At 51.4% G+C, this 21177-nt stretch carries 19 protein-coding genes and 1 tRNA gene; 2 read left to right on the plus strand and 18 right to left on the minus strand.

Annotated elements, in window-relative coordinates; all coding sequences use genetic code 11:
* Positions 1-815 precede the first annotated feature (815 nt).
* Together FS806_RS21250 and clpP are read left to right on the plus strand one after the other, a co-directional pair.
* A tRNA-Arg gene (locus FS806_RS21250) sits at positions 816-890 on the plus strand.
* A gap of 164 nt (positions 891-1054) precedes the next feature.
* On the plus strand, positions 1055-1636 hold the full coding sequence (gene clpP, locus FS806_RS21255; protein ID WP_144940641.1) for an ATP-dependent Clp endopeptidase proteolytic subunit ClpP: 582 nt from the start codon (positions 1055-1057) through the stop codon (positions 1634-1636).
* Between the two features lie 254 nt (positions 1637-1890).
* On the opposite strand, the gene FS806_RS21260 is transcribed toward clpP, so the two are convergent.
* The 18 genes from FS806_RS21260 to lgt form a co-directional block, all read right to left on the minus strand.
* Positions 1891-2160, minus strand: coding sequence for an HPr family phosphocarrier protein (locus FS806_RS21260; protein ID WP_144940643.1), 270 nt, complete (start codon positions 2158-2160; stop codon positions 1891-1893).
* Between the two features lie 113 nt (positions 2161-2273).
* Positions 2274-3206: a DNA-binding protein WhiA gene (whiA, locus tag FS806_RS21265; protein WP_144940645.1), complete on the minus strand. Its 933-nt coding sequence runs from the start codon at positions 3204-3206 to the stop codon at positions 2274-2276.
* A 5-nt stretch (positions 3207-3211) separates the two neighbouring features.
* Positions 3212-4210 (minus strand): gluconeogenesis factor YvcK family protein, encoded by a 999-nt coding sequence (locus tag FS806_RS21270; RefSeq protein WP_144940687.1) that lies wholly within the window; start codon positions 4208-4210, stop codon positions 3212-3214.
* Between the two features lie 2 nt (positions 4211-4212).
* Positions 4213-5100 carry an RNase adapter RapZ gene (rapZ, locus tag FS806_RS21275; RefSeq protein ID WP_144940647.1) on the minus strand — a complete coding sequence of 296 codons (888 nt, stop codon included), beginning with the start codon at positions 5098-5100 and terminating at the stop codon, positions 4213-4215.
* 190 nt (positions 5101-5290) lie between these two features.
* Positions 5291-6244, minus strand: a complete 954-nt coding sequence (locus FS806_RS21280) for an ROK family glucokinase (RefSeq protein ID WP_144940649.1) — start codon at positions 6242-6244, stop codon at positions 5291-5293.
* Between the two features lie 188 nt (positions 6245-6432).
* A complete protein-coding gene (trxB, locus tag FS806_RS21285) occupies positions 6433-7386 on the minus strand; it encodes a thioredoxin-disulfide reductase (RefSeq protein ID WP_144940651.1) in 954 nt (317 codons plus the stop codon).
* A gap of 70 nt (positions 7387-7456) precedes the next feature.
* On the minus strand, positions 7457-9217 hold the full coding sequence (locus tag FS806_RS21290) for a tetratricopeptide repeat protein (RefSeq protein ID WP_144940653.1): 1761 nt from the start codon (positions 9215-9217) through the stop codon (positions 7457-7459).
* Positions 9218-9411: 194 nt separating this feature from the next.
* On the minus strand, positions 9412-10359 hold the full coding sequence (locus FS806_RS21295; RefSeq protein ID WP_370451797.1) for a ribose-phosphate diphosphokinase: 948 nt from the start codon (positions 10357-10359) through the stop codon (positions 9412-9414).
* 610 nt (positions 10360-10969) lie between these two features.
* The gene (gene hisIE, locus FS806_RS21300) at positions 10970-11644 is read right to left on the minus strand and encodes a bifunctional phosphoribosyl-AMP cyclohydrolase/phosphoribosyl-ATP diphosphatase HisIE (protein WP_186328472.1); all 675 of its coding nucleotides are present in this window, start codon (positions 11642-11644) and stop codon (positions 10970-10972) included.
* Between the two features lie 77 nt (positions 11645-11721).
* Positions 11722-12480, minus strand: coding sequence for an imidazole glycerol phosphate synthase subunit HisF (hisF, locus tag FS806_RS21305; RefSeq protein WP_144940657.1), 759 nt, complete (start codon positions 12478-12480; stop codon positions 11722-11724).
* A gap of 413 nt (positions 12481-12893) precedes the next feature.
* Complete coding sequence (gene hisH, locus FS806_RS21310; protein WP_144940659.1) at positions 12894-13496, minus strand: imidazole glycerol phosphate synthase subunit HisH; 603 nt, start codon at positions 13494-13496, stop codon at positions 12894-12896.
* A gap of 3 nt (positions 13497-13499) precedes the next feature.
* Positions 13500-14108 (minus strand): imidazoleglycerol-phosphate dehydratase HisB, encoded by a 609-nt coding sequence (gene hisB, locus FS806_RS21315; RefSeq protein ID WP_144940661.1) that lies wholly within the window; start codon positions 14106-14108, stop codon positions 13500-13502.
* A complete protein-coding gene (gene hisD, locus FS806_RS21320; RefSeq protein ID WP_144940663.1) occupies positions 14095-15402 on the minus strand; it encodes a histidinol dehydrogenase in 1308 nt (435 codons plus the stop codon). Before hisD ends, hisB begins: the two co-directional genes overlap by 14 nt.
* 22 nt (positions 15403-15424) lie before the next feature.
* Entirely contained in the window at positions 15425-16054 is a 630-nt protein-coding gene (gene hisG, locus FS806_RS21325; RefSeq protein ID WP_144940665.1) for an ATP phosphoribosyltransferase, read from the minus strand.
* A gap of 14 nt (positions 16055-16068) precedes the next feature.
* On the minus strand, positions 16069-17268 hold the full coding sequence (locus tag FS806_RS21330; protein WP_144940667.1) for an ATP phosphoribosyltransferase regulatory subunit: 1200 nt from the start codon (positions 17266-17268) through the stop codon (positions 16069-16071).
* A 1630-nt stretch (positions 17269-18898) separates the two neighbouring features.
* Positions 18899-19402: an acyltransferase gene (locus tag FS806_RS21335; protein ID WP_144940669.1), complete on the minus strand. Its 504-nt coding sequence runs from the start codon at positions 19400-19402 to the stop codon at positions 18899-18901.
* Positions 19399-20049: a pyrophosphatase PpaX gene (gene ppaX, locus FS806_RS21340; protein WP_144940671.1), complete on the minus strand. Its 651-nt coding sequence runs from the start codon at positions 20047-20049 to the stop codon at positions 19399-19401. Before ppaX ends, FS806_RS21335 begins: the two co-directional genes overlap by 4 nt.
* Positions 20050-20238: 189 nt before the next feature.
* Entirely contained in the window at positions 20239-21165 is a 927-nt protein-coding gene (gene lgt, locus FS806_RS21345; RefSeq protein ID WP_144940673.1) for a prolipoprotein diacylglyceryl transferase, read from the minus strand.
* Positions 21166-21177 lie beyond the last annotated feature (12 nt).

Raw genomic sequence — 21177 nt, forward strand, 5'->3', positions numbered from 1 at the left:
TTCCAGTTAGTTTCCATATTTCTTCCGAATATAGAAATCTAACTGTATGAAATCCATTTAGTTTTCAAATTTCACACAATTGAAAGCAATTCAACTCTATTCTACCTTGAAAATCCATCCATTTTCATCATCTGATGGTGTCGCGGTCAGCGGCATGAGGGTCTAAATGGATTTTATACAACTAGTCTGCACCTCAAGGGCGAACAATGGAAACTAAATGGAAAAACTCCATCTAGTTTATGCAAAATGGGCAGTATCAATAAAAATATCCCATTCTAACTACATCCAGTTAGACGCACCATTCCGTTTGCACGGCACCAGCAGGCGGTGAAAATAGACTGATTTTCCAGTTAGTTCCGTTCATTTTGGCTATTCACTTCAAACTAACTGCATAAAAGAGGCTGTCTATTAACTGTGGACAGTTTTCTAACTTGCTTCTCAAATGCCCTCAGATCGATTTTCTTTTCGACAAGAGATTTACCTGCATTAAAAATCCGTATAAGAGGGCGATTTAGAGGCGATTTTGTAATTAATAAAATGTGTCCACATTAAATCGACAGCCTCTAAAATACAGTTAGCCCCCCGTGTCGCTGACAGAGCTCACACGCTCAAGACTGCTCAAGTCCCAAAAAATCAACATCGTTCTATCCCCAGCACGCACTTAATCAGGCCGCTTCTCTATCTCCAAGGAGAGTACATGCGCATTCGGCGGACTTTCTGCAGCGACCCCAAATCGCTAAAATTTGCCACTTGATTTTTTTATGGCAGTATCATATAATTACTTTTGCTTGTCAATTACGATTGTAAAATCATAAGCGCCCGTGGTCCAATGGATATGACGTAGGCCTCCGGAGCCTGAGATCGAGGTTCGATTCCTCGCGGGCGCGCCATTTTATCATTTAAAAGCTAAACACCTTGAACAAGGTGCTTTTTTTATGTCACAGTTTGACCTTTCTTGACCTTTGATAAAATATTAGGTATTATGTATTTAGGTTGAAAATTTAGTCTACACTTAAAGGATCATAATCTGGATAAAATAAGGGAGGAAACGGCTATGAGCTTTATTCCTATGGTTGTTGAACCGGATGCTAGGGGAGAACGCGCTTATGATATCTACTCCCGCCTGCTGAAAGACCGGATCATTTTCTTGGGGACACCTATTAACGATGCCGTTGCAAATACGGTTATCGCGCAGCTTCTGTTCCTGGATGCGCAAGATTCCGATAAAGACATCCATGTGTATATTAACAGCCCTGGCGGATCTATTACTGCCGGAATGGCCATTTATGACACGATGCAGTTTATCAAGAGCGATGTCTCTACGATTTGTGTAGGGTTGGCGGCCTCCATGGGTGCTTTCCTGCTGGCTGCCGGGGAGAAGGGCAAGCGCTTCGCGCTGCCGAACAGTGAAATTATGATTCACCAGCCTCTCGGTGGAGCGGAAGGTCAGGCCAGTGATATCGAAATCCGCGCCAAGCGCATTCTGCGGATGCGGGAGAAGCTTAATCAAATCTTGGCCGACAGAACAGGCCAGCCACTGGAGAAGATTGAGAAGGACACCGACCGCGACTACTTCATGTGGGCCGATCAAGCCAAGGAGTACGGGCTGGTCGATAAAGTGATTCAATCTCTGTAATAGGATGCATCATTCATGCCGGTTCCTCTGGGAACCGGTTTTTTTAAGCATATTAAGAAAGTATAAGAGTTTTCACCCTATATCTGTTCTTATATTTCGTAGGTAAACGCCGCCCGTCCTAAGGACGGCGATAGCCGTTTATCCTTGGCTTCACATAATAGCCAGCACAAAAAAACCTTTCCCAACTCGCCTTCCCTTTAAGTGGAGTTGCGGTTGGAGAAGGTTTCATTGTATGTAGAGCAATTTTTGCTTGATTACTGATTCTCCAATTCTTCTTTGCTGACCAACGCAACTAAAGCGTTTACAGCCTGTTCCGCGTCCGCGCCTTCTGCACTTATGTTTACTTCCGTACCGGAACTGATCGCCAAGCTCATAATTCCCATGATACTCTTGGCGTTTACCCGTTTTTCGTCTTTTTCCACATAAATTTCAGAAGAGAATTTGTTGGCTTCCTGTACAAACAAAGCGGCGGGTCTTGCGTGCAAGCCCGTTTTCAACTTTACGACAACAGGTCGCTTTGTCATGAACCAATACCCCCTACCATTCTTAATCACACCGAATTTTACTCCAGAAAACAACGTTTTTCAAATATTATATCATTTTTCCCACAACTACACTAGAAAAAAAGTCGGCGAACTTATTTTCCTGCCCTAATCTTTTCCGCCATTTCATCAATTTTCCTCAGCCGATGGTTTACCCCTGACTTGCTGACCGTTCCTTTCAACAAATCGCCGACCTCCTTCAGGTTAATATCCGGGTATTGCAGCCGGATCTCGGCGACCTCACGCAGCTTGTCGGGCAAATTCTCCAGGCCGATTTCCTTCTGAAGCAATTTAATGTTCTCGATCTGTCTTACCGCCGCTCCGATCGTCTTATTCAGATTGGCGGTCTCGCAATTGACGATCCGGTTGACCGAATTTCGCATGTCCTTCATGATTCTTACATTTTCGAACTTCAGCAAGGCTTGATGTGCGCCTATCAGGCTTAGGAACTCCGTTATTTTTTCCCCTTCCTTGATGTAGAAGACGAAGCCCTTCTTCCGTTCGATGCATCTGGCATTGAGCTGGAAGCTGTTGGCCAACTGAACGAGTGCCTTGCAATGCTCCTCATACATCGAGGCAATTTCCAAGTGGTAAGAGGATCCCTCCGGATTATTGACCGAGCCTCCCGCCAAGAATGCTCCCCTTAAATAAGCTCTGCGGCAGCAATCCTTACGGATAATCTGCTTGTCGATGCCATCGGTGAACAGGAAGCCCTCCGAGACAATCTTCAGCTCAGCCAATATTTCTTGAACCTGGCTTGGAATTCTCACGATGTACACATTGTTCTTCTTAAGACGCATTTTCTTGCGGACCAGAAGCTCGGTATGCAGCTGGAATTTCTTCTTCATGAGGGAATAAATACGGCGGGCAATGGCGGCATTCTCCGTGGAAATATCCAGAACTACACGCTGATTGGTCAGCTGAACCGTCCCATTCATCCGGATCAGCGCCGCCAGCTCAGCATGCTCGCAGCATTCTTCGCCTTCGATCAGCGTCAATTCCTTCTTCGTCTCCGCCGCAAAAGACATACCGCTCACTCCTTCTCAGACATTCGGCGCTGTACCAAATCATAGATATGGCGGCTTAATTTATCGGCATCATGCCGCAAATAGGTGCGGAACAGCACCAGACGATCCGCAATGACACGGCATCCCCTGCTGGTTACCGCTTCCAGATCAAGCCGCACCACCTCGGCCCCTTCTTCCGCATACTTCTGTTGAACCTGCGGCGGAATGCTGCCGTTATTAACGATAACATAATCGAACAAATCGTGCCCGACATGATCGCAGATAGCTTGCAGATGGTCGCTTACCGAATAATGATCCGTCTCGCCGGGCTGAGTCATGACGTTGCAGACGAAAATTTTGACGGCTTCGGAGCGGACGACCGTCTCAGCGAGCTTCGGAACCAGCAAATTGGGTAAAATGCTGGTATACAAGCTTCCCGGTCCCATAAGAATGGCATCCGCCTCTTCGATGGCTTCAATCGCTTCGTCAAGCGGCTCTACGTCCGCGGGTTCAATAGAGACCCGCTTGATCTTCTTGCCCGCTTGCGGAATCTTGGACTCCCCTTCCACGATCGTCCCATCCTCCATCTCCGCCTTCAAGATGACGGAATGGTTGGAGGCAGGCAGTACTCTGCCGCGAACCGCCAATACCCGGCTTAATTCCCGGACTCCGGATACGAAATCCCCGGTAATTTCCTTCATGGCCGCCAGAATCAAATTCCCCAAGCTGTGGCCGGCCAGGCCGCTCCCGCTATTGAACCGGTGCTGCAGCATTTGGGACAGCATCGGTTCAACATCGGCAAGCGCAGTCAGCACATTGCGGATATCCCCTGGAGGGGGAATCTGCATCTCATCGCGGAGAATGCCCGAGCTGCCCCCGTCATCCGCTACGGTAACGATAGCGGTGATATCGAGCGGCTTCTGCTTCAGTCCGCGCAGCATGACCGACAGTCCGGTGCCGCCGCCGATGACAACAATCTTGGGCCGCGCTCCCTTTCCCCTATCTTCCGCCAAGAACGGTTCCATCCTCATAGGCGATCGCGCTCCGAATCTCTATGGGATACGCGAACCCGTTCGGTATCGCTGGAGCCGAGAGTTTTACCCAAATATTCGGCAATTGCTACGGAACGGTGCTTGCCGCCAGTGCAGCCGATTCCGATGACAATCTGGCTCTTGCCTTCCTTTTTGTACTGGGGAATAAGGAAATGGAGAAGATCCAGCAGCTTGGTCAGGAATTCCTGGGTCTCCGTCCACTTCATAACATAATCGTATACTTCCGGATGCTGTCCGGTATTCGGCCGAAGCTGTTCTATATAATGCGGATTGGGGAGAAAACGAACGTCAAAGATTAAATCCGCATCGATGGGAACGCCGTACTTAAAGCCGAATGAAATGACATCCACCGCCATGACATCCTCGTCCGATTGAATAAAGCGGGAGACAATTTGCTCCTTCAACTGAGCAGGCTTCAGGCTGGTCGTATCGATCACCTGTGTCGCCATCCCCTTCAGTTCCTCCAGCAATTTTCTTTCCTGCAGGATACCGCTGAGGGGCGAACCATCCTTCGCCAGCGGGTGTCTTCTCCGGCTTTCCTTATACCTTTGAACAAGAACCGAATCGATGGCATCCAGAAATAAAATTTCATACGTTATTGTGTAGTTTTCCTTAATATAGCGAAGAGATTCAAAAAGCGCGGTAAAAAATTCACGTCCCCGGAGATCGATAACGAGAGCGACCTTTCCGATCTTGCCGTTAGATTGCTCAATCAGCTCGGCAAACTTGGGAATCAAGACAGGCGGCAAATTATCCACACAGAAAAATCCCAGGTCCTCCAAGCTTTGTACCGCTATCGTTTTGCCTGCTCCGGACATGCCTGTAATGATGACCAGCTTCGCCAGTCCATTCCTCTCTTCCATCCTCCGTCTCTCCTTTCCCCTGCTTCCCTATAGCTACAGCCATTAGCATCCATGCAGTCCCGAAAGAAAGAGCCTTCGAACTCAATCAGCTTGTTACCCTATTCCTATTATGGGATACATTGGAATAAAAATCCATATGATTGCTAAAGCCTTTTACAAAATAATTATTCTGTTATAAGCATTACTTACATTATAGCTGTCTCAGCAGACCGGCCGCTCCCACCATTCCGGCGTCATTGCCGAGCATAGCCGGCACGATGTCGACCCCTTCCCGGGCAGGTGCGGGAGTATACTGCGAGAAAATTTCGCGGATCGGTTCGAACAGAATCTCTCCGGCTCTCGAAACGCCTCCCCCCAGAATAAACCGCTGAGGGTTGACGATAACCGCCAGCATAGACAGAGACCGCCCTAAATAATATGCGGCCCGGTTCACAATCCGGATGGCTGCTTCATCGCCTGCTTTGGCGGCATCGAAGACATCCTTGGCGGTAATTTGCTCCAGCAGCTGCAGGGACGTTTTATCCCCCCGGCCTACGGCATCCTTAGCCATCCGCACGATTCCAGTGGCGGACGATACCGTTTCCAGACAGCCGGTTTGGCCGCAGCCGCATACGATAGCCTCCAAGTCGGGAACGACCTGCATATGTCCCAGCTCGCCGCCCATTCCGGAGAAGCCCTGATGGATTTTACCGTCAATAATAATGCCGCCGCCGACCCCGGTTCCCAAAGTGTAGCAGACCAGATTGGAAATGCCCGCTCCGGCGCCTCCCCAAGCTTCTCCCAGGGCAGCTACATTGGCATCGTTATTGATAATGACCGGTTTGTTAAACCGTTCCTCGAGGATTTGTTTCAACGGCACATTGTGCCAGGCCGGAATATTGGGAGACGACAGGACGATCCCGTTAGGGATATCCAGGAAGCCGGCAACCCCCGCCCCAATTCCTACTACTTGATCTAAAGACAAAGAAGCATCGGCCACCAGCTTGCGGACGTATTCCTCAATTTTGGCAATAATCGATTCCGCTCCCTCGTCAGTCCCCGTAGGCCCTTCATAAGAGTGCAGCAGTTTTCCGGTCTCGTCACATATCCCCACTTTGATGTTGGTGCCTCCTAGATCGACACCGACATACAGATTTCCCGACATTCATGTCACCTCTCCGATTAATGGACTGCCTCTGCCGATTTCTGCTAAACCCTGCACTCATCGGCAAGGATGTTACGGCAGACCGCTTAATGATGATAAGCAATCGGGAAGAAAGGACAAGTTGAACGCAACTCATCCTTTCTTCCTATACGTGCGATAAGAGCCGGAATTTATCCGGAACTTCGCCATCATTCACTTAAGCTTTGACTCCAGTCATGCACCATATTTCCTTCCAGAAACTTCTCGCAGTCCAGAGCGGCCATACAGCCGCTTCCCGCTGCGGTAATCGCCTGCCGGTACTTGTTGTCCTGGACGTCTCCGCAAGCGAAAACTCCCGGAATATTCGTCTCCGAGCTTCCCGGCTTAACCCGAATGTATCCGATCTCGTCCGTATCGATCTGCCCGTTAAGAAACTTCGTGTTAGGGGTATGACCGATAGCAACGAATATACCATCGGCTTCAATGACTTCTTCCGCTCCGGTTTCGTTATTCCTCACCTTCAGGCCGATAACGCCGTTCTCTCCGGAGAGGACCTCAAGAGGAGTACGGTTAAGGCTCCAGGTAATTTTCGAATTCTCGCGGGCGCGATCCTGCATGATCTTGGACGCCCTCAATTCATTGCGGCGATGAACGACATTGACCTCCGTGGCGAAACGGGTCAGGAAGTTGGCTTCCTCCATTGCGGAATCCCCGCCGCCGACCACGATGATCTTCTTGCCGCGGAAGAAGAAGCCGTCACAGGTTGCACAAGTGCTGACTCCGCGTCCGATGCTTTCCTTCTCATTAGGGATTCCCAGCAGCTTCGCCGACGCGCCGGTTGAAATAATAACGGTTTCCGATACGAGCTCGCCCAGTCCTTCGACACTCATCTTGAAGGGGCGTTGGCTCAAATCGATGCTGTTCACCCAGCCCGTCTTAAACTCGGCGCCGAAGCGTTCGGCTTGCTTGCGCATGTTGTCCATGAGCTCGGGACCCATGATTCCATCCGGAAATCCGGGGAAGTTCTCAACATCGGTCGTTGTCGTCAATTGGCCGCCAGGCTCGGGGCCTTCGATGACCAACGGATTCAAATTCGCGCGAGCCAGATAGATGGCGGCAGTCAGTCCTGCCGGACCGGTGCCGATAACTACGGATTTATACATTGTTCTTCCTCCTTACCTGATTGCAAATCCTTCGGAGATAGACCGGATCTTCACATCGGCGGTATCCGGCCTACTTCTCTTCGTCCTGCTTCATGTAGCTGGAAAACTTCGGGAAGATCGCTTCCATCTTCTGCTTCAGTCCGCAGGTTTCATCTATGGACTTCACATGCTTGCAGATCGTGGTTACAGAGATTTGATATCTTTTGGCCACTTCCTCATAGGAGATGGCACGCCGGTGCATCTTGGCGGTCAGGTATTCCAGCGCCGCCGCCCAGCCCTCCGGCTTATGAATGACGGGGACCGAAGGATAAGCTCGGGATAAGTATTCCACCCAGAGGGTCTCCATATCATACTGTTGAATCATATCGTAGCGCTTCTGCATATTTTGGAGCGCCAGCTCCAGCACCCGCTGCCATTTCGGCTCCCATACGGGAAGATCCGGAGAAACCGGCGTTGCGGGAAGAGTGATCGGCTGCCCGGCCATCACCGCCTGCAGCGGCTCATTAACGCCCATGCTCCGCAGCGCGAATAAAGCGACTCTTTTTAAATAATCGTCTTCGCCCGGCTCCAACAGAAACTCCCGTAGCGCTTCTTCCACTTCCGCGTCGGCAATAATGCCGAAGGCTTGGATGACCTGCAGTTTGGCCTCTACATCGCCGTGTCTCAAGGCCCAGAAGAAAGAAGAGCGGACTAGAGGATCCCGTTTAAGACTGTCCGGCAACGCATCCTTCGTCTTGACCATCGTCCGGAACTGCTCTTCGAACGGAAGATGATAGTGATAGCTGAAATAAGGCTTGCCCGCTTCTTCGGAAGGCACCTTCTCCAGCTGACTTAAATAGAAACGCGGGATATCGGAATGCGGGTCCAGCTTCTCGGCTTGCTGCCAATATTTGCGGGCTTCGTTAAGCCTTCCGATGTTATAAGCGGCAACGGCCGTGTAATGGAACAAGCAGGGGTCTTCCCCCGCCTCCCCGCTCTTAATCAGTCTCCTGAACAATACATAGGCGGTCTCGTGCTCACCCAGTATGCCCATCGTCGTAGCCAGCTTAAAGACATGGTCATGATGGAACGGGCAAGTCTTCCTAAGCAGCGACAGCAGCTTCTCCAGCTCCTGCTCTGCCCCGAAATGCTGGTAGAAAATCGCCAGATTGCTTAAAGCATGCAAATTCCCGGCATCCAGCTCCAACACCTGCACAATCGTCTCCATCGCCTTATCAAACTGGCCCATATAGTAATAGGCCAAAGCCAGATTATTGCGCGCCGCCAGAAAATCAGGATACTTCTTAACAAGACGGTTCAGCACCCGGACCGCTTCCCCGAAACGGCCTTCCTCCAACAGGCTTCTGGCCTTGTCATGCTCGAACATGCTTTCCCTGCTCTTGACGAAAGTAAGTCGCGTCGGGCGCTCCAGCTCGTAGCTGAGCAGTTCGATCATCTCTTCGGATTCTTCCAGATACTGTCCGTTGGGATCTTTCTCCAAATACTGGATAATCGCTTTCTCGGCGTTCTCAAAATCCTCCATATTGGCGTAATTGTTCGCCATATAGAAGTAACACTCCGTCATGGACGGATCTACCTCATCTATAATTTGCTTTAAAATCCGGTTGGAATCGGCAAACATGCCCATCTCTGACAATATTCCAGCCAGATTGCAATGGTTGACCGGGTTATCCGGTTCATAATCGACCGCTTTGCGGAAATATTTAAGAGCCTTGTCGTAATGAAGTCGGTCCAACGACCGGACAGCCCTCTCGAAAAAAAAGGTGGCATCCATCTTCAACGAAATCACTTTAGGCTTTGGCTGGTCTGCCACACTCAGTTTCCTTCCCATGGGCAAGGCACCTCCGGCTCATCTGACAAGCGGCTGACCGCTTTATCAGGTTATCAAACAAAAGTATATCATAGTTAATCCGGAATACCTACCGTTAACATCTTCAAGGCTTTTCTTATGCCGATAAAGAGAACAGCGCGCGAACACGGCAAGTGGCTGCCGGTGCTTGGCCCGCTGCATGAATAATTTCTGATTTAGACTCCTCCGTATTTGAACAGGGAGCTGATCGATCCGCCCTCGCGGTTAATACGGATGGCATTAGACAAGAGTGGTGCAACCGACAGCACCTTGAAGCGGTCCGACCTTTCCTCCGGAATGGCGATAGAGTCGGTAATGACCACTTCCTTAATGCTGGGATGATCGAGCCTCTGCAGTGCCGGGCCCGAGAAGACGGGATGTGTAGCACAGACGTATACGTCGTTGGCCCCCCGCTCTTTCAAGCCTTCGACCACGTTAACGATAGTTGTTCCGGTATCAATCAGGTCTTCGATAATAATCGGCGTCTTGCCCTCAACATCCCCAATGATATGAGTAATGACGGATTCGTTATGCGCGGGACGCTTCTTGATCATGATCGCGAACGGCGCGTACAGAATGTTGGCCAGATTCTCCGCGGTCGTGGCTCGTCCGGCATCCGGCGAGACGATAATCGGATTCGGAATGTTCTTCTTCTGGATATAATCGCTGATCAAATCCAGTGCCGTCAGGTGATCGACCGGTATATTGAAGAAGCCTTGAATCGCCGGTGAATGGAGATCAATCGTGATTACCCGGTCCGCACCGACCGTCGTCAGCACATCGGCAACCATCTTCGCAGAAATGGGTTCGCGCGGCGCAGATTTTCTCTCCTGCCGGGAGTAGCCGTAATAGGGAACGACCAAATTGATTGTCTTCGCGGAAGCCCTCTTGGCGGCATCGATCATAACCAGCAGCTCGACAAAATGTTCGTTAATGGGACCCGAGAAGGTCTGTACCAAAAACACATCGCAATTACGGATAGATTCTTCATAAAGGCAATAATGTTCCCCGCTCTTAAACCGTGAGAGCTTCACCCTGCCGAGTGGCTGACCCAGCTCCTTGCTGATTAATTCTGCCAACTTAGGATTGGATGAACCGGAAAATACTTTAAAGTGGTTGCTCATAATACCCTCCCGAAACTTTGTAACCCACCTGCGCAGCATTTTTGATTAACTTACTTTATTATACCGTGACGACGGTTAAATTTCCAAAGCCACATGCCGGAGCAGGGACGAACTTTTCGTGACATTTATCTAAATGCTTGACAACACGAAACAACTGCAATTCCACATTGTCTTAAGCTTGCATGCGAATTCCTTACATTCCGAGGCTTGCTCTCTAAAATTGTGCAATTTTCTTTGCCTCTCCAAACCACGCAATTTACTCCGACTTAATTCCTGGCATCTCAAAATAATGCACTTACAACGGAAATTATCGAACGTTTACATTTAATTAGCCTTGTTGAAGATTTATGGCCCGAAATTTTCGCACTATCCCCTTAATTCTCCAACTTGGGAGGCAGCATTCACATGAGATGACGGTTTCCCATAGGAAACATTGGATTGAAAATTGATATAAAATCCACATGAAGAAAGATTTCTATTCAAGTCTCCCGAAAAGCGGACGAAGATGCATGTTGATTAACATAACGTTCTTCAACAACAGCAATAAGCGGCCGACAACCGGAGGACTTTTCCAGCCCTCTGCCGGTTATCGCGACCGCTGCATGCATCTTTATTTAAATTCACCCGCGGGCTTCTGAATATGCCGGCGGTTCAGCTCCGACAGCACTTCATCCAAAGGAAGCTTGCGGTCTCTCAGCAAGACAAGAAGGTGGAAAATCAGATCGCTCGTTTCATAACGAAGCTCCTCATTGTCCCTGTTCTTGGCCGCGATGATGACCTCAGCCGTCTCTTCACCGACTTTCTTCAATATTTTGTCGACGCCTTTCTCAAACAGATAAGTCGTATAAGCCCCTTCCGGACGCTCCGCATCCCGCTCGGCCACAATCGTTTCCAGCTTGCCGAGGATAGCGAATCGGTCCCCGTCCGAAACACCGGCCGGTTTAGAAGAATCATCAGCCTGTCCCGATGAAGCATTTTCCTTAATCTCAACTTCATTATGAAAACAGGTATACTTGCCGGTATGGCAAGCCGGTCCTTGCGGAATCACCTTTAGTAATAACGTGTCTGCATCGCAGTCATAGTGAAGGGACTTAACCCGCTGCACATGGCCGGAAGTAGCCCCCTTATGCCATAGTTCCCCGCGGGAGCGGCTCCAGAACCAGGCTTCGCCGGTTTCATTCGTTTTGTCGAGCGCGTCTTTATTCATATATGCCATCATAAGGACTTCCTTGCTGATCGCATCTTGCACGATAGCCGGAACGAGTCCGCGGTCATCCCAACGAATCGTCTCCTTCGCCTGTGCGAAATCTACCGCCCGAAGCTCAGCTCCCCCGGTTGTACCTTGACTGCTCTTCGATTCTGTCAACGGATTTCCACTCCTTTCTGCTTCAAGACGTCCTTCACGCCTTGAACCGTCAATTCCTTATAATGAAACACCGTTGCGGCCAATCCCGCATCCGCTTTGCCTTCCGTGAACACATCGTAGAAGTGCTCGGCAGTACCGGCTCCACCCGAAGCGATAACCGGAATGCCTACCAGCTCCGATACCGCCCGGGTCAGCTTCAGATCGAAGCCGTCCTTCGTGCCGTCCGCGTCCATGCTGGTCAACAGCAATTCGCCGGCTCCCAGCTCCTCCGCCTTCTTGGCCCATTCCAGCGCTCGAAGGCCAGTCTCCTTGCGGCCGCCATGCGTATACACTTCCCAGTCTCCCCAGGCTTCGTTATACTTCGCATCAATCGCTACAACGATACATTGGGAACCGAATTTCGCCGCCCCTTCCGAAATCAGCTCCGGCTGGCGGATGGCTGCCGTATTGATTCCGATTTTGTCCGCTCCGGCTCTAAGGAGCCGCTTCATATCTTCCACACTGGAGATGCCGCCCCCTACGGTGAAAGGAATGGAAATCTCCCCGGCGGTTTGACGAACCACCTCGATCATCGTCGCCCGGCCCTCTACGGATGCGGAGATGTCGAGGAAGACCAGTTCATCCGCATTTTCCTTATCATAAAACGCCGCCAGCTCCACCGGATCGCCGGCATCCCGCAAATTAACGAAATTAACACCCTTAACTACCCGTCCATCCTTCACATCCAAGCATGGAATTATTCGTTTCGCCACCATTAATCTCCCCCCTGGATTCAAAATACGCCGCCTTACCGCCGGCTTGATCAGGCAATGTCAAGTACCAGTAGTTTCCTACTCCCTTAAGCAGCGGCACTTTGAAACAAGATTATAGTTACTTATGCCGTCATCGTGGAAATGCCAAATCCCCGGACATTGCCGACCCTTTTACACCAAAGAACCAAAGACCAACTAAAATACATGTCTTAATTGCGAAAATCCGCTAAATCACCAAAAAGACGGGCAAAAATGCATGTCATTCACCGTCAAAATCCGAAAATGGAGTGAATCGGCTAAGTTTTACCTGCACTTTTGTTTGTCCTTGGCTTATTGTGCCTTTAGTCTTCGGAAGACCTGCATTATTGCAGGTCATCGCCTTTCAGGACGGTGACCGCATCCCGTTCGTTCCCCAGTTAACGGCACATTTTCAAATAATTATCCAGCAGCCGCATGCCGACGGCACCGCTTTTTTCCGGATGGAACTGCATTCCGTACACATTGTCCCGGTTCACGATAGCCGTCACCGGGCCGTGGTAATCGGTGGAAGCAAGCAGATCCGACGGTTCCCCCAGTCTTACATGGTAAGAATGGACGAAATAGACGTGGCCCTCCTCCATCCCGGCAAAAAGCGGGCTTTCCCGATGAAAGCAAAGCCGGTTCCAGCCCATATGCGGCACCTTGAAATCGCCGCGGAAGCGGACCGCCCTACCGGGGAGCAGGCCGAGCCCTTCGTGCTCGCCATGCTCCTCGCTCGCGGTGAACAGAAGCTGCATGCCCAGACAAATGCCGAGCAGCGGTTTACCTGAGCGGACGTAGTCCAGAACGGCGTCTCCGAGCCCGGTCTCCCGAAGCTCCCGCATCGCATCACCGAAAGCCCCGACCCCGGGCAGAATCGCGCCATCCGCCGCTGCCAGCCTTACGGCATCGGACGTTACCTCCGCTGTATACCCCAATCGCTCCACCGCTTTGCTGACGCTGTGCAGATTGCCCATTCCGTAATCGATGATCGCGATCAAGTTCTACAGCACCCCTTTCGTCGAGGGGACGCCTTTCACCCGCGGATCGATGCTCGTCGCTTCATCCAGCGCTCTGCCGAGAGCCTTGAATACCGCTTCGATCATATGATGCGTGTTATGCCCGTAATGGACGATAACATGCAGCGTAATCCGGGCTTCAAGCGCAAATTTCCACAGAAATTCATGCACCAGCTCCGTCGTGAAGCTGCCTACCGTCGCCGACGGATATTCTGCCTTATAAACCAGATGCGGGCGGTTGCTGACATCGATGGCCACCTGCGCAAGCGCCTCATCCATCGGCAGGAAAACGTTCGCGTATCGCTTGATGCCGACCTTGTCACCCAACGCTTCGCGAAGGGCGCGGCCCAGACAGATGCCGATATCCTCGACGGTATGATGGTCATCGACCTCTACATCCCCGCGTGCTTGGACCTTCAAATCGAAATGGCCGTGCTTCGTAAACAAATCGAGCATATGGTTCATGAAAGGGACATCCGACTCTATTTCAGACACACCCGTGCCATCTACGTTAAAAGACAGCTCTATATCGGTTTCACCCGTTTTCCGCTCGATCGATGCCTGGCGCAAAGAGCGTTCGTTAGTTTCCGCCATCCCTGTTTTCCTCCTTCTCCAATTCCTTCTCCAGTCGAACCTCGATCGCCCGGGCGTGCCCCTGCAGCCCTTCGTGCTGAGCGAGGGTTATGATTTTGCGGCCGTTCTCCAACAGCGCTTGTCTGCTGTAGTAGATCACACTCGATTTCTTCAGGAAATCATCGACGTTAAGCGGTGAAGAGAAGCGTGCCGTACCATTCGTCGGCAGAATATGGTTCGGTCCGGCGAAATAATCGCCGACCGGCTCCGAGCTGTACTCGCCGAGGAAGATCGCCCCCGCATTCTCGATCGCTCCGAGATAGCGGAACGGCTCCTCGAGCAGCAGCTCGAGATGCTCCGGCGCCAGCCGATTGACCACTTCGATGCCCTCTTCGAGGCTATCGACGGTCAATATGGCGCCGTAATCGTCAAGCGATCGCTGCGCTATCGCTTTCCGGGGCAGCTCCGCTAGCTGGCGCGACACCTCCCGGCGGACTTGCTCCGCAAGCTCCGCCGACGGCGTCACCAGCACCGCGGAGGCCATCTCGTCGTGCTCCGCCTGCGACAGCAGATCCGCCGCCACATAGGCGGGATCAGCGGAGCTGTCGGCCAGCACGACAATTTCGCTCGGCCCGGCGATGCTGTCTATGTCCACGGCGCCAAACACGTTGCGTTTGGCCAGCGCGACATAGATGTTGCCCGGGCCGACAATTTTGTCCACCGCGGGGATGCTCTCGGTGCCATAAGCGAGCGCGGCGACCGCCTGGGCTCCGCCGACGCCGTAAATCTCGGTGATGCCGACCTCGGCCGCCGCCACCAGAATATACGGGTTAATTCCCGGTTGTCCGGCGGTGGCCGGCGGGGTAACCATCACCACTTCCGGTACGCCCGCGACCATCGCCGGAATGGCGTTCATCAGCACGGACGAAGGGTAGGCCGCCTTGCCTCCCGGCACGTATAAGCCGACCCTCTTCAGCGGGCGAATCACTTGGCCGAGCAGGCTTCCGTCCGGCTGCGGATCCATCCACGAATTCCGCTTCTGCTTCTCGTGGAACGCCCTTATATTGGCCGCCGCTTCGCGGATTGCCTGCAGGAACGGCTCATCCACCTGCTCATAGGCCGCCTGGATTTCGGCTTCCTCCAGCCGAAGCTTATCAGGCTTAACCCGGTCATGCTGCTCGGTATAATAAAACAAAGCCCGGTCCCCTTCCGTCCGGACCCGCTCGATGATTTCCTTCACCACCCGGTTCTGTTCGGGTGTTCCGTAATCCTCTTCCCTCTTGGTCGAGAAAGATTTAGCCGGTAAGATCCGCATCCCTGTAGCCCTCCTTCTGTATCTATTGTCCTGCTATGACCGACTGCAGACGGTCACAGACGTCCTGTATCCGTTCGTTCTTCATCCGATAGCTGACCCGGTTGGCTATCAGACGGCTGGTGACGTCGAACATCGTTTCCATCTCGACCAGTCCGTTCTCCTTGAGCGTCCTTCCCGTCTCGACCATATCGACAATCCGGTCGGCCAACCCGATAAGCGGAGCCAACTCGATAGAGCCGTTCAGCTTGATCACTTCCACCTGCTGCCCCCGCTCGCGAAAATATTGGGAAGCCACATTCGGATACTTGGTGGCCACTCGCGGATTGGTACTGGGCTGCCAATCGGGCAGACCGATGACAGACATCCGGCATTTCGCAATATTCAGGTCGAGCAATTCGTACACGTCCCGATTCTCTTCCATCAGCACATCCTTGCCGACAATCCCGATATCCGCCGCCCCATATTCAACATAAGTCGCCACATCGACCGGCTTCGCCATGATGAATTCCATCCCGGCCTCCGGCGCGACAATGACCAGCTTGCGCGATTCTTCCAAATCATCCGGAATGGAGAAGCCCGCTTGTTGAAGCAGCCGAACCGCCGGCTGATTAATCCGGCCCTTCGGCATCGCCACTTTGAGAAGGTTCTGCATCCGCCTCTCCTCCTTTATCCGAAATAATACACTTCATCATATAATTTGCCCGCATAACGGTATAAGCCATCGGCATCCGGCTGCTCGGCTTCACCGTTCCATTCTCCGTCCACCCGGCGGGCTTCCACCTGGATTCCGGCTCCCTGCCTTAGCTCGGAGGCGCGAGCGAAAGCGGCCTTCCTGCCCTCAGCCGTGTAAGCCACCAATATCCGGCGCGGCCTTTCCGCCGGAAGCTTCGAGACGGCCTCCAGAATCCGGTCCGTCTTCAGGGCGAAGCCTGTCGCTGGAGCGGGGCGTCCGAACAAAGCAAGCAGATTGTCGTAACGCCCGCCGCTGCATACCGGAAATCCGAGATCGGCCGAATATCCTTCGAAGGTCATTCCTGTATAATAGGAGAAGTCGCCGATCATCGTCAAATCCATCAGCACATGGCTGCTCAAGCCATAGGCCTCTAGCACATCCCAGATTTCGCACAAATGCTGAATCGAGCGCTGAGCCAGCGGGTCATTCGTCACCGAACGCGCCTGCTCGCAGATTTCCTCGCCGCCACGCAATCTCAATATTCCTTCCAGTTCACTGCGCGTCCCTTGATCCAAATCCAACTGTCTAAGCTGCTGGCGATAGCCTACATGATCCCGTTTCAGCAGGCATTTCTTGAGCGCCTCCTGCTCTTCCAGGCGCCCCGGCAAGGTTTCGTTAAATAATCCGTTTAGGTAGCCGACGTGGCCCAACGCAATTTTAAAGGCATGCACTCCTGCCGCCTGCAGAGTGGCGATTGCCAGAGCGATAACCTCCGCATCCGCTTCCGGAGACCCGTCTCCGACCAGCTCGACTCCCGTCTGGAAAAACTCCGACTCGCGGCCCGCTTCCTGTTCGAAAGCTCTGAATACATTCGAATGGTAAGATAAACGCAGCGGAAAAGGCTCATCCTTAAGGAGAGAAGCCACCACACGCGCTATAGGAGCCGTCAGTTCAGAACGGAGCACCAACGTCCGTCCATTCTGATCCAGCAGCTTAAACAGCTTCCTGTCCATCGTGGAGCTCGCAGTCCCCACCGTATCATAGAATTCCAGCGTAGGCGTAATAATTTGCTGATATCCCCATTTCTCCATACAATCAAGAACGCGAGTCTCGATACTCCGCAGCTTGGAAACCGTTTCGGGCAAGTAATCCTTGACTCCGGTCGGCTTTTCAAATACTTTCGGTTTGGACATAAGCTCCCCCCCTTTATAAAAGTTAATGCTGTCCATTTAGACCCCCATGCCTCTAACCGCGGCACCATCAGATGATAAAAATAGACGGATTTTCAAGGTAGTCTAATAAGTAATCATCCGTAGTAACAACGAACCAAAGCCGGATAAATAATGGCCAACCATAGATAGAAGCGCACCTGCCAGGTATAGTCGTACACCCTGCACCCATTATGCACCCGCTTCGCTTTAGTGTGCTACCATACTACCAAATTAAAGAATTAATCGTTACTATACCATGGTATGCGCTTTACCGTCAATGTCAAATTCCTGTTATGTTTAAAAATCCCTTCTTATGACCATTGAAACCATTCACCCGCTCAAAACCTGATTGCAATGATCGATTTAATTTGTTGTAGGTTAACACTTAAATTTAATTGCCGCTTGAACCGGGGCATACGGGGTATTCCTCCGGGCTTTGGCCGCTTGGCCCCTCGAGTGACAGAAACCCCGCCCTTCTGGATAGCTTCCCCAAGACCGGCGACTCGCGGCCAGGCTTAATGGATTTTATACAGTTAGTTTGCTTCTCTTGGGCGAAAAATGAAAACTAAGTGGAAAAACTCCAGCTAGATTATACAAAATGGGCAGTATCAGCAAAAATTTCCCATTCTAACTACATCTTTTCCAGTTAGTTCCGATCATTTTGGCCATTGGCCCCAAACTACCTGCATAAAATACAGTTAGTCCACCCCTCGCGCCGCTGACAGAGCACCACCGTTAAGGCCTCGCACAACGAGTGCCTCTCCGGCTTGTGCTTGACCACCGTCATGCGACGCCAAACATCGCACCTCGTGCCCAAAAGACCAGCGAATCCCGGCAGGCTTAATGGATTTTATACAGTTAGTTTGCTTCTCTTGGGCGAAAAATGAAAACTAAGTGGAAAAACTCCAGCTAGATTATACAAAATGGGCAGTATCAGCAAAAATTTCCCATTCTAACTACATCTTTTCCAGTTAGTTCCGATCATTTTGGCCATTGGCCCCAAACTACCTGCATAAAATACAGTTGGTCCACCCCTCGCGCCGCTGACAGAGCACCACCGTTAAGGCCTCGCACAACGAGTGCCTCTCCGGCTTGTGCTTGACCACCGTCATGCGACGCCAAACATCGCACCTCGTGCCCAAAAGACCAGCGAATCCCGGCAGACTTAATGGATTTTATACAGTTAGTTTGCTTCTCTTGGGCGAAAAATGAAAACTAAGTGGAAAAACTCCAGCTAGATTATACAAAAAGGGCGATATCAGCAAAAATCCCCCATTCTAACTACATCTTTTCCAGTTAGTTACGATCATTTTGGCCATTGGCCCCAAACTACCTGCATAAAATACAGTTAGTCCACCCCTCGCGCCGCTGACAGAGCACCACCGTTAAGGCCGGGTGCTGTGCTGCATAGTCATTGGGTCAACCCACCCCTCGCGCCGCTGAAAGAGCATCACCGCTAGGGCCTCGCACAACGAGTGCCTCTCCCGGCTTGTGCTTGGCCACCGTCTTGTGACGCCAAACACTGCGGCGCCGGGAGACGCGTACGGTGCGGAAAGCCCGTGGTGCTGTGCTACATAGTCAGTGGTCAACCCGCCCCCCGAGCCGGATCTACTTAATCAGGCCGCTCCTGGTCCGCACGTTCCCGGATGACCCGCAGCGGATTCCCGGCCACGAAGCTGTACGGAGCCACATCCTTGTGCACGACCGACCCTGCGCCGACAACGGCATGATCACCGATCGTCACCCCAGGAAGAATGGTCGTATTTGCTCCGATCATGACATTGGAGCCAATCCGCACTTCCCCCAAGCGGTATTCATGAATCAAATATTCGTGGGCCAGTATCGTGCTGTTATATCCAATAATGGTATTGTTTCCGACATGAATTTTCTCGGGAAAGAACACATCGACCATCACCATAAGAGCGAACGAAGTATGCTCTCCGACCTTCATTCCCAGCACATGGCGGTATATCCAATTCTTCATGCGCAAAGAAGGCAAGTACCGCGAAATTTGTATAAATACAAAGTTCCGTACCGCCTTCCACTTGCTGACCGTACTATAGACTTGCCATAATGCGTTAGGGCCTTCCGTAGGATATCTCTTTACATTTCTCAAGACCGATCCCTCTTTGCTGTTAATTCCAGCAGATCTCTGATGTCGTCCAGCATATAATCCGGCTCGAACCGGTTCAGAAATTCCTTGCCCTTGATCGACCAAGCGACCCCGGCCGCACGGATTCCGGCGTTCTGTGCCGCCTGGATATCATACTGGCTGTCGCCAACCATCAGCGTGCTGTCCGGATCGGCGTCCAGCTTGCGCATCGCCAGCTTTATTCCTTCCGGATCGGGCTTGGCCTTCGTTACGTCATCCAACGTCACAACAACCTGCATATACTGTTCCAGATCGAACAGCTTCAGCCCTTTGACAGCCGTATCCCTCATCTTTGTCGTCACAACACCCATACGGATTCCATCGTTGTGCAGTTGATCAAGCACTTCCTTGACGTAAGGAAATTCCGTAGTCATCTCATCATGCTTCGCCATATTAAATTTACGGTACTTGTCCACCAAATGATCGACCTGTTCAAGACCACTGAACAGCTTCATCTGTTTACCGAGCGGCTCGCCGAAGTAAGGAATAATCTGCTCGCGTGTAACAGGCTGCTCGCTTATTCCCTCCAGCGCGTGAAAAAAAGAAGCAAGAATCAGCTCATTCGTGTTGATTATAGTCCCGTCCAAATCGAACAAAATCGTTTTAATCATGGTTAGCTCCTTATAAGGTTTCAAAACAAGCCTGGTCATTGACTAAACCTGCGGCCCAAGCCGGAATTTAGTAATTCGCTGAGAAAACGAAAACGATCATTCACTAGCCAAGCTCAAACGAACCTTGCCGGGGGAGGCATCATTAACATGTCATACATGCTCCTCCCGGTGTCCGTTACCAGGATTCCGCTAGGATTGGACAGCGCTTTGAGGCTTGCTGGATTCGATGGGGTCGGAATATCTGACCTCCGCCAGCTTGGCCTTCCTTCTATAGAAAATCAGAACGAAGCCTGCAATAATTAAGAGTATCGCCAGCAGTTGGGAAATTCGAACGTTTCCGTAAGCCATTGCGCCCTGCTCGAACAAGAGATTCATCGGCGACCACAGAATGTTAATTAGTGATACGAGCCATTCCGGACCATTGAACGCCAAGCTGTCCGTCCTAACCGCCTCAATGAAGAAGCGTCCTAATGAATACCACATCAGATAGGAGATAAACAGCTCCCCCGCTCTCATAAACGACCGCCGGCGGAGCCAGAACAGAAGCAGCAGGCCTGCCAGATTCCATAGAGATTCATACAAGAATGTAGGATGGTAATAAACCCCGTTAATATTCATCTGATTAACAATAAAGTTCGGTAGGTGAAGAGTGTTTCTTAGAAATTCTTCAGTAACCGGCCCGCCATGAGCCTCCTGATTCATGAAATTTCCCCAACGGCCGATCATCTGCCCGGCTATCAGACTGGGAGCACAAATATCTGCAATACGCCAGAAGTTGTACCCTTTCGCCCTGACATAGAAAAAGGCCCCGATGACCGCCCCGATGAGCGCCCCATATATGGCGATTCCGCCTTCCCAAATTTTAAAAACATCAAGAAAGTTATCCTTGTAGTCGTCCCACTTAAATGCAACGTAATAAGCCCGCGCTCCGACAATCGCTGCCGGTACGCCGATAAGCAGCAGATCCAGGAAAAAATCGGGGTTCAGCTTGAATCTTTTCCCTTCTTGAACGGCCAGCAATAAGCCTATAAGAGCACCCGTTCCAATAATGATTCCGTACCAATTAACACTTATCGGCCCCAAGGAGAAAGCAACCGGGTTAAGTTTTAACAGCAAGGGCGTATCCCC

The organism is Paenibacillus sp. 32O-W (assembly GCF_007679495.1).
Classification (GTDB): domain Bacteria; phylum Bacillota; class Bacilli; order Paenibacillales; family NBRC-103111; genus Paenibacillus_L; species Paenibacillus_L residui.

Excerpts from the sequence above, each read along its gene's own strand:
- clpP (WP_144940641.1), top strand. The coding sequence starts at position 1,055 with ATGAGCTTTATTCCTATGGTTGTTGAACCGGATGCTAGGGGAGAACGC.
- FS806_RS21260 (WP_144940643.1), bottom strand. The coding sequence starts at position 2,160 with ATGACAAAGCGACCTGTTGTCGTAAAGTTGAAAACGGGCTTGCACGCA.
- whiA (WP_144940645.1), bottom strand. The coding sequence starts at position 3,206 with ATGTCTTTTGCGGCGGAGACGAAGAAGGAATTGACGCTGATCGAAGGC.
- FS806_RS21270 (WP_144940687.1), bottom strand. The coding sequence starts at position 4,210 with ATGGAACCGTTCTTGGCGGAAGATAGGGGAAAGGGAGCGCGGCCCAAG.
- rapZ (WP_144940647.1), bottom strand. The coding sequence starts at position 5,100 with ATGGAAGAGAGGAATGGACTGGCGAAGCTGGTCATCATTACAGGCATG.
- FS806_RS21280 (WP_144940649.1), bottom strand. The coding sequence starts at position 6,244 with ATGTCGGGAAATCTGTATGTCGGTGTCGATCTAGGAGGCACCAACATC.
- trxB (WP_144940651.1), bottom strand. The coding sequence starts at position 7,386 with ATGTATAAATCCGTAGTTATCGGCACCGGTCCGGCAGGACTGACTGCC.
- FS806_RS21290 (WP_144940653.1), bottom strand. The coding sequence starts at position 9,217 with ATGGGAAGGAAACTGAGTGTGGCAGACCAGCCAAAGCCTAAAGTGATT.
- FS806_RS21295 (WP_370451797.1), bottom strand. The coding sequence starts at position 10,359 with ATGAGCAACCACTTTAAAGTATTTTCCGGTTCATCCAATCCTAAGTTG.
- hisF (WP_144940657.1), bottom strand. The coding sequence starts at position 12,480 with ATGGTGGCGAAACGAATAATTCCATGCTTGGATGTGAAGGATGGACGG.
- hisB (WP_144940661.1), bottom strand. The coding sequence starts at position 14,108 with ATGGCGGAAACTAACGAACGCTCTTTGCGCCAGGCATCGATCGAGCGG.
- hisD (WP_144940663.1), bottom strand. The coding sequence starts at position 15,402 with ATGCGGATCTTACCGGCTAAATCTTTCTCGACCAAGAGGGAAGAGGAT.
- hisG (WP_144940665.1), bottom strand. The coding sequence starts at position 16,054 with ATGCAGAACCTTCTCAAAGTGGCGATGCCGAAGGGCCGGATTAATCAG.
- FS806_RS21330 (WP_144940667.1), bottom strand. The coding sequence starts at position 17,268 with ATGTCCAAACCGAAAGTATTTGAAAAGCCGACCGGAGTCAAGGATTAC.
- ppaX (WP_144940671.1), bottom strand. The coding sequence starts at position 20,049 with ATGATTAAAACGATTTTGTTCGATTTGGACGGGACTATAATCAACACG.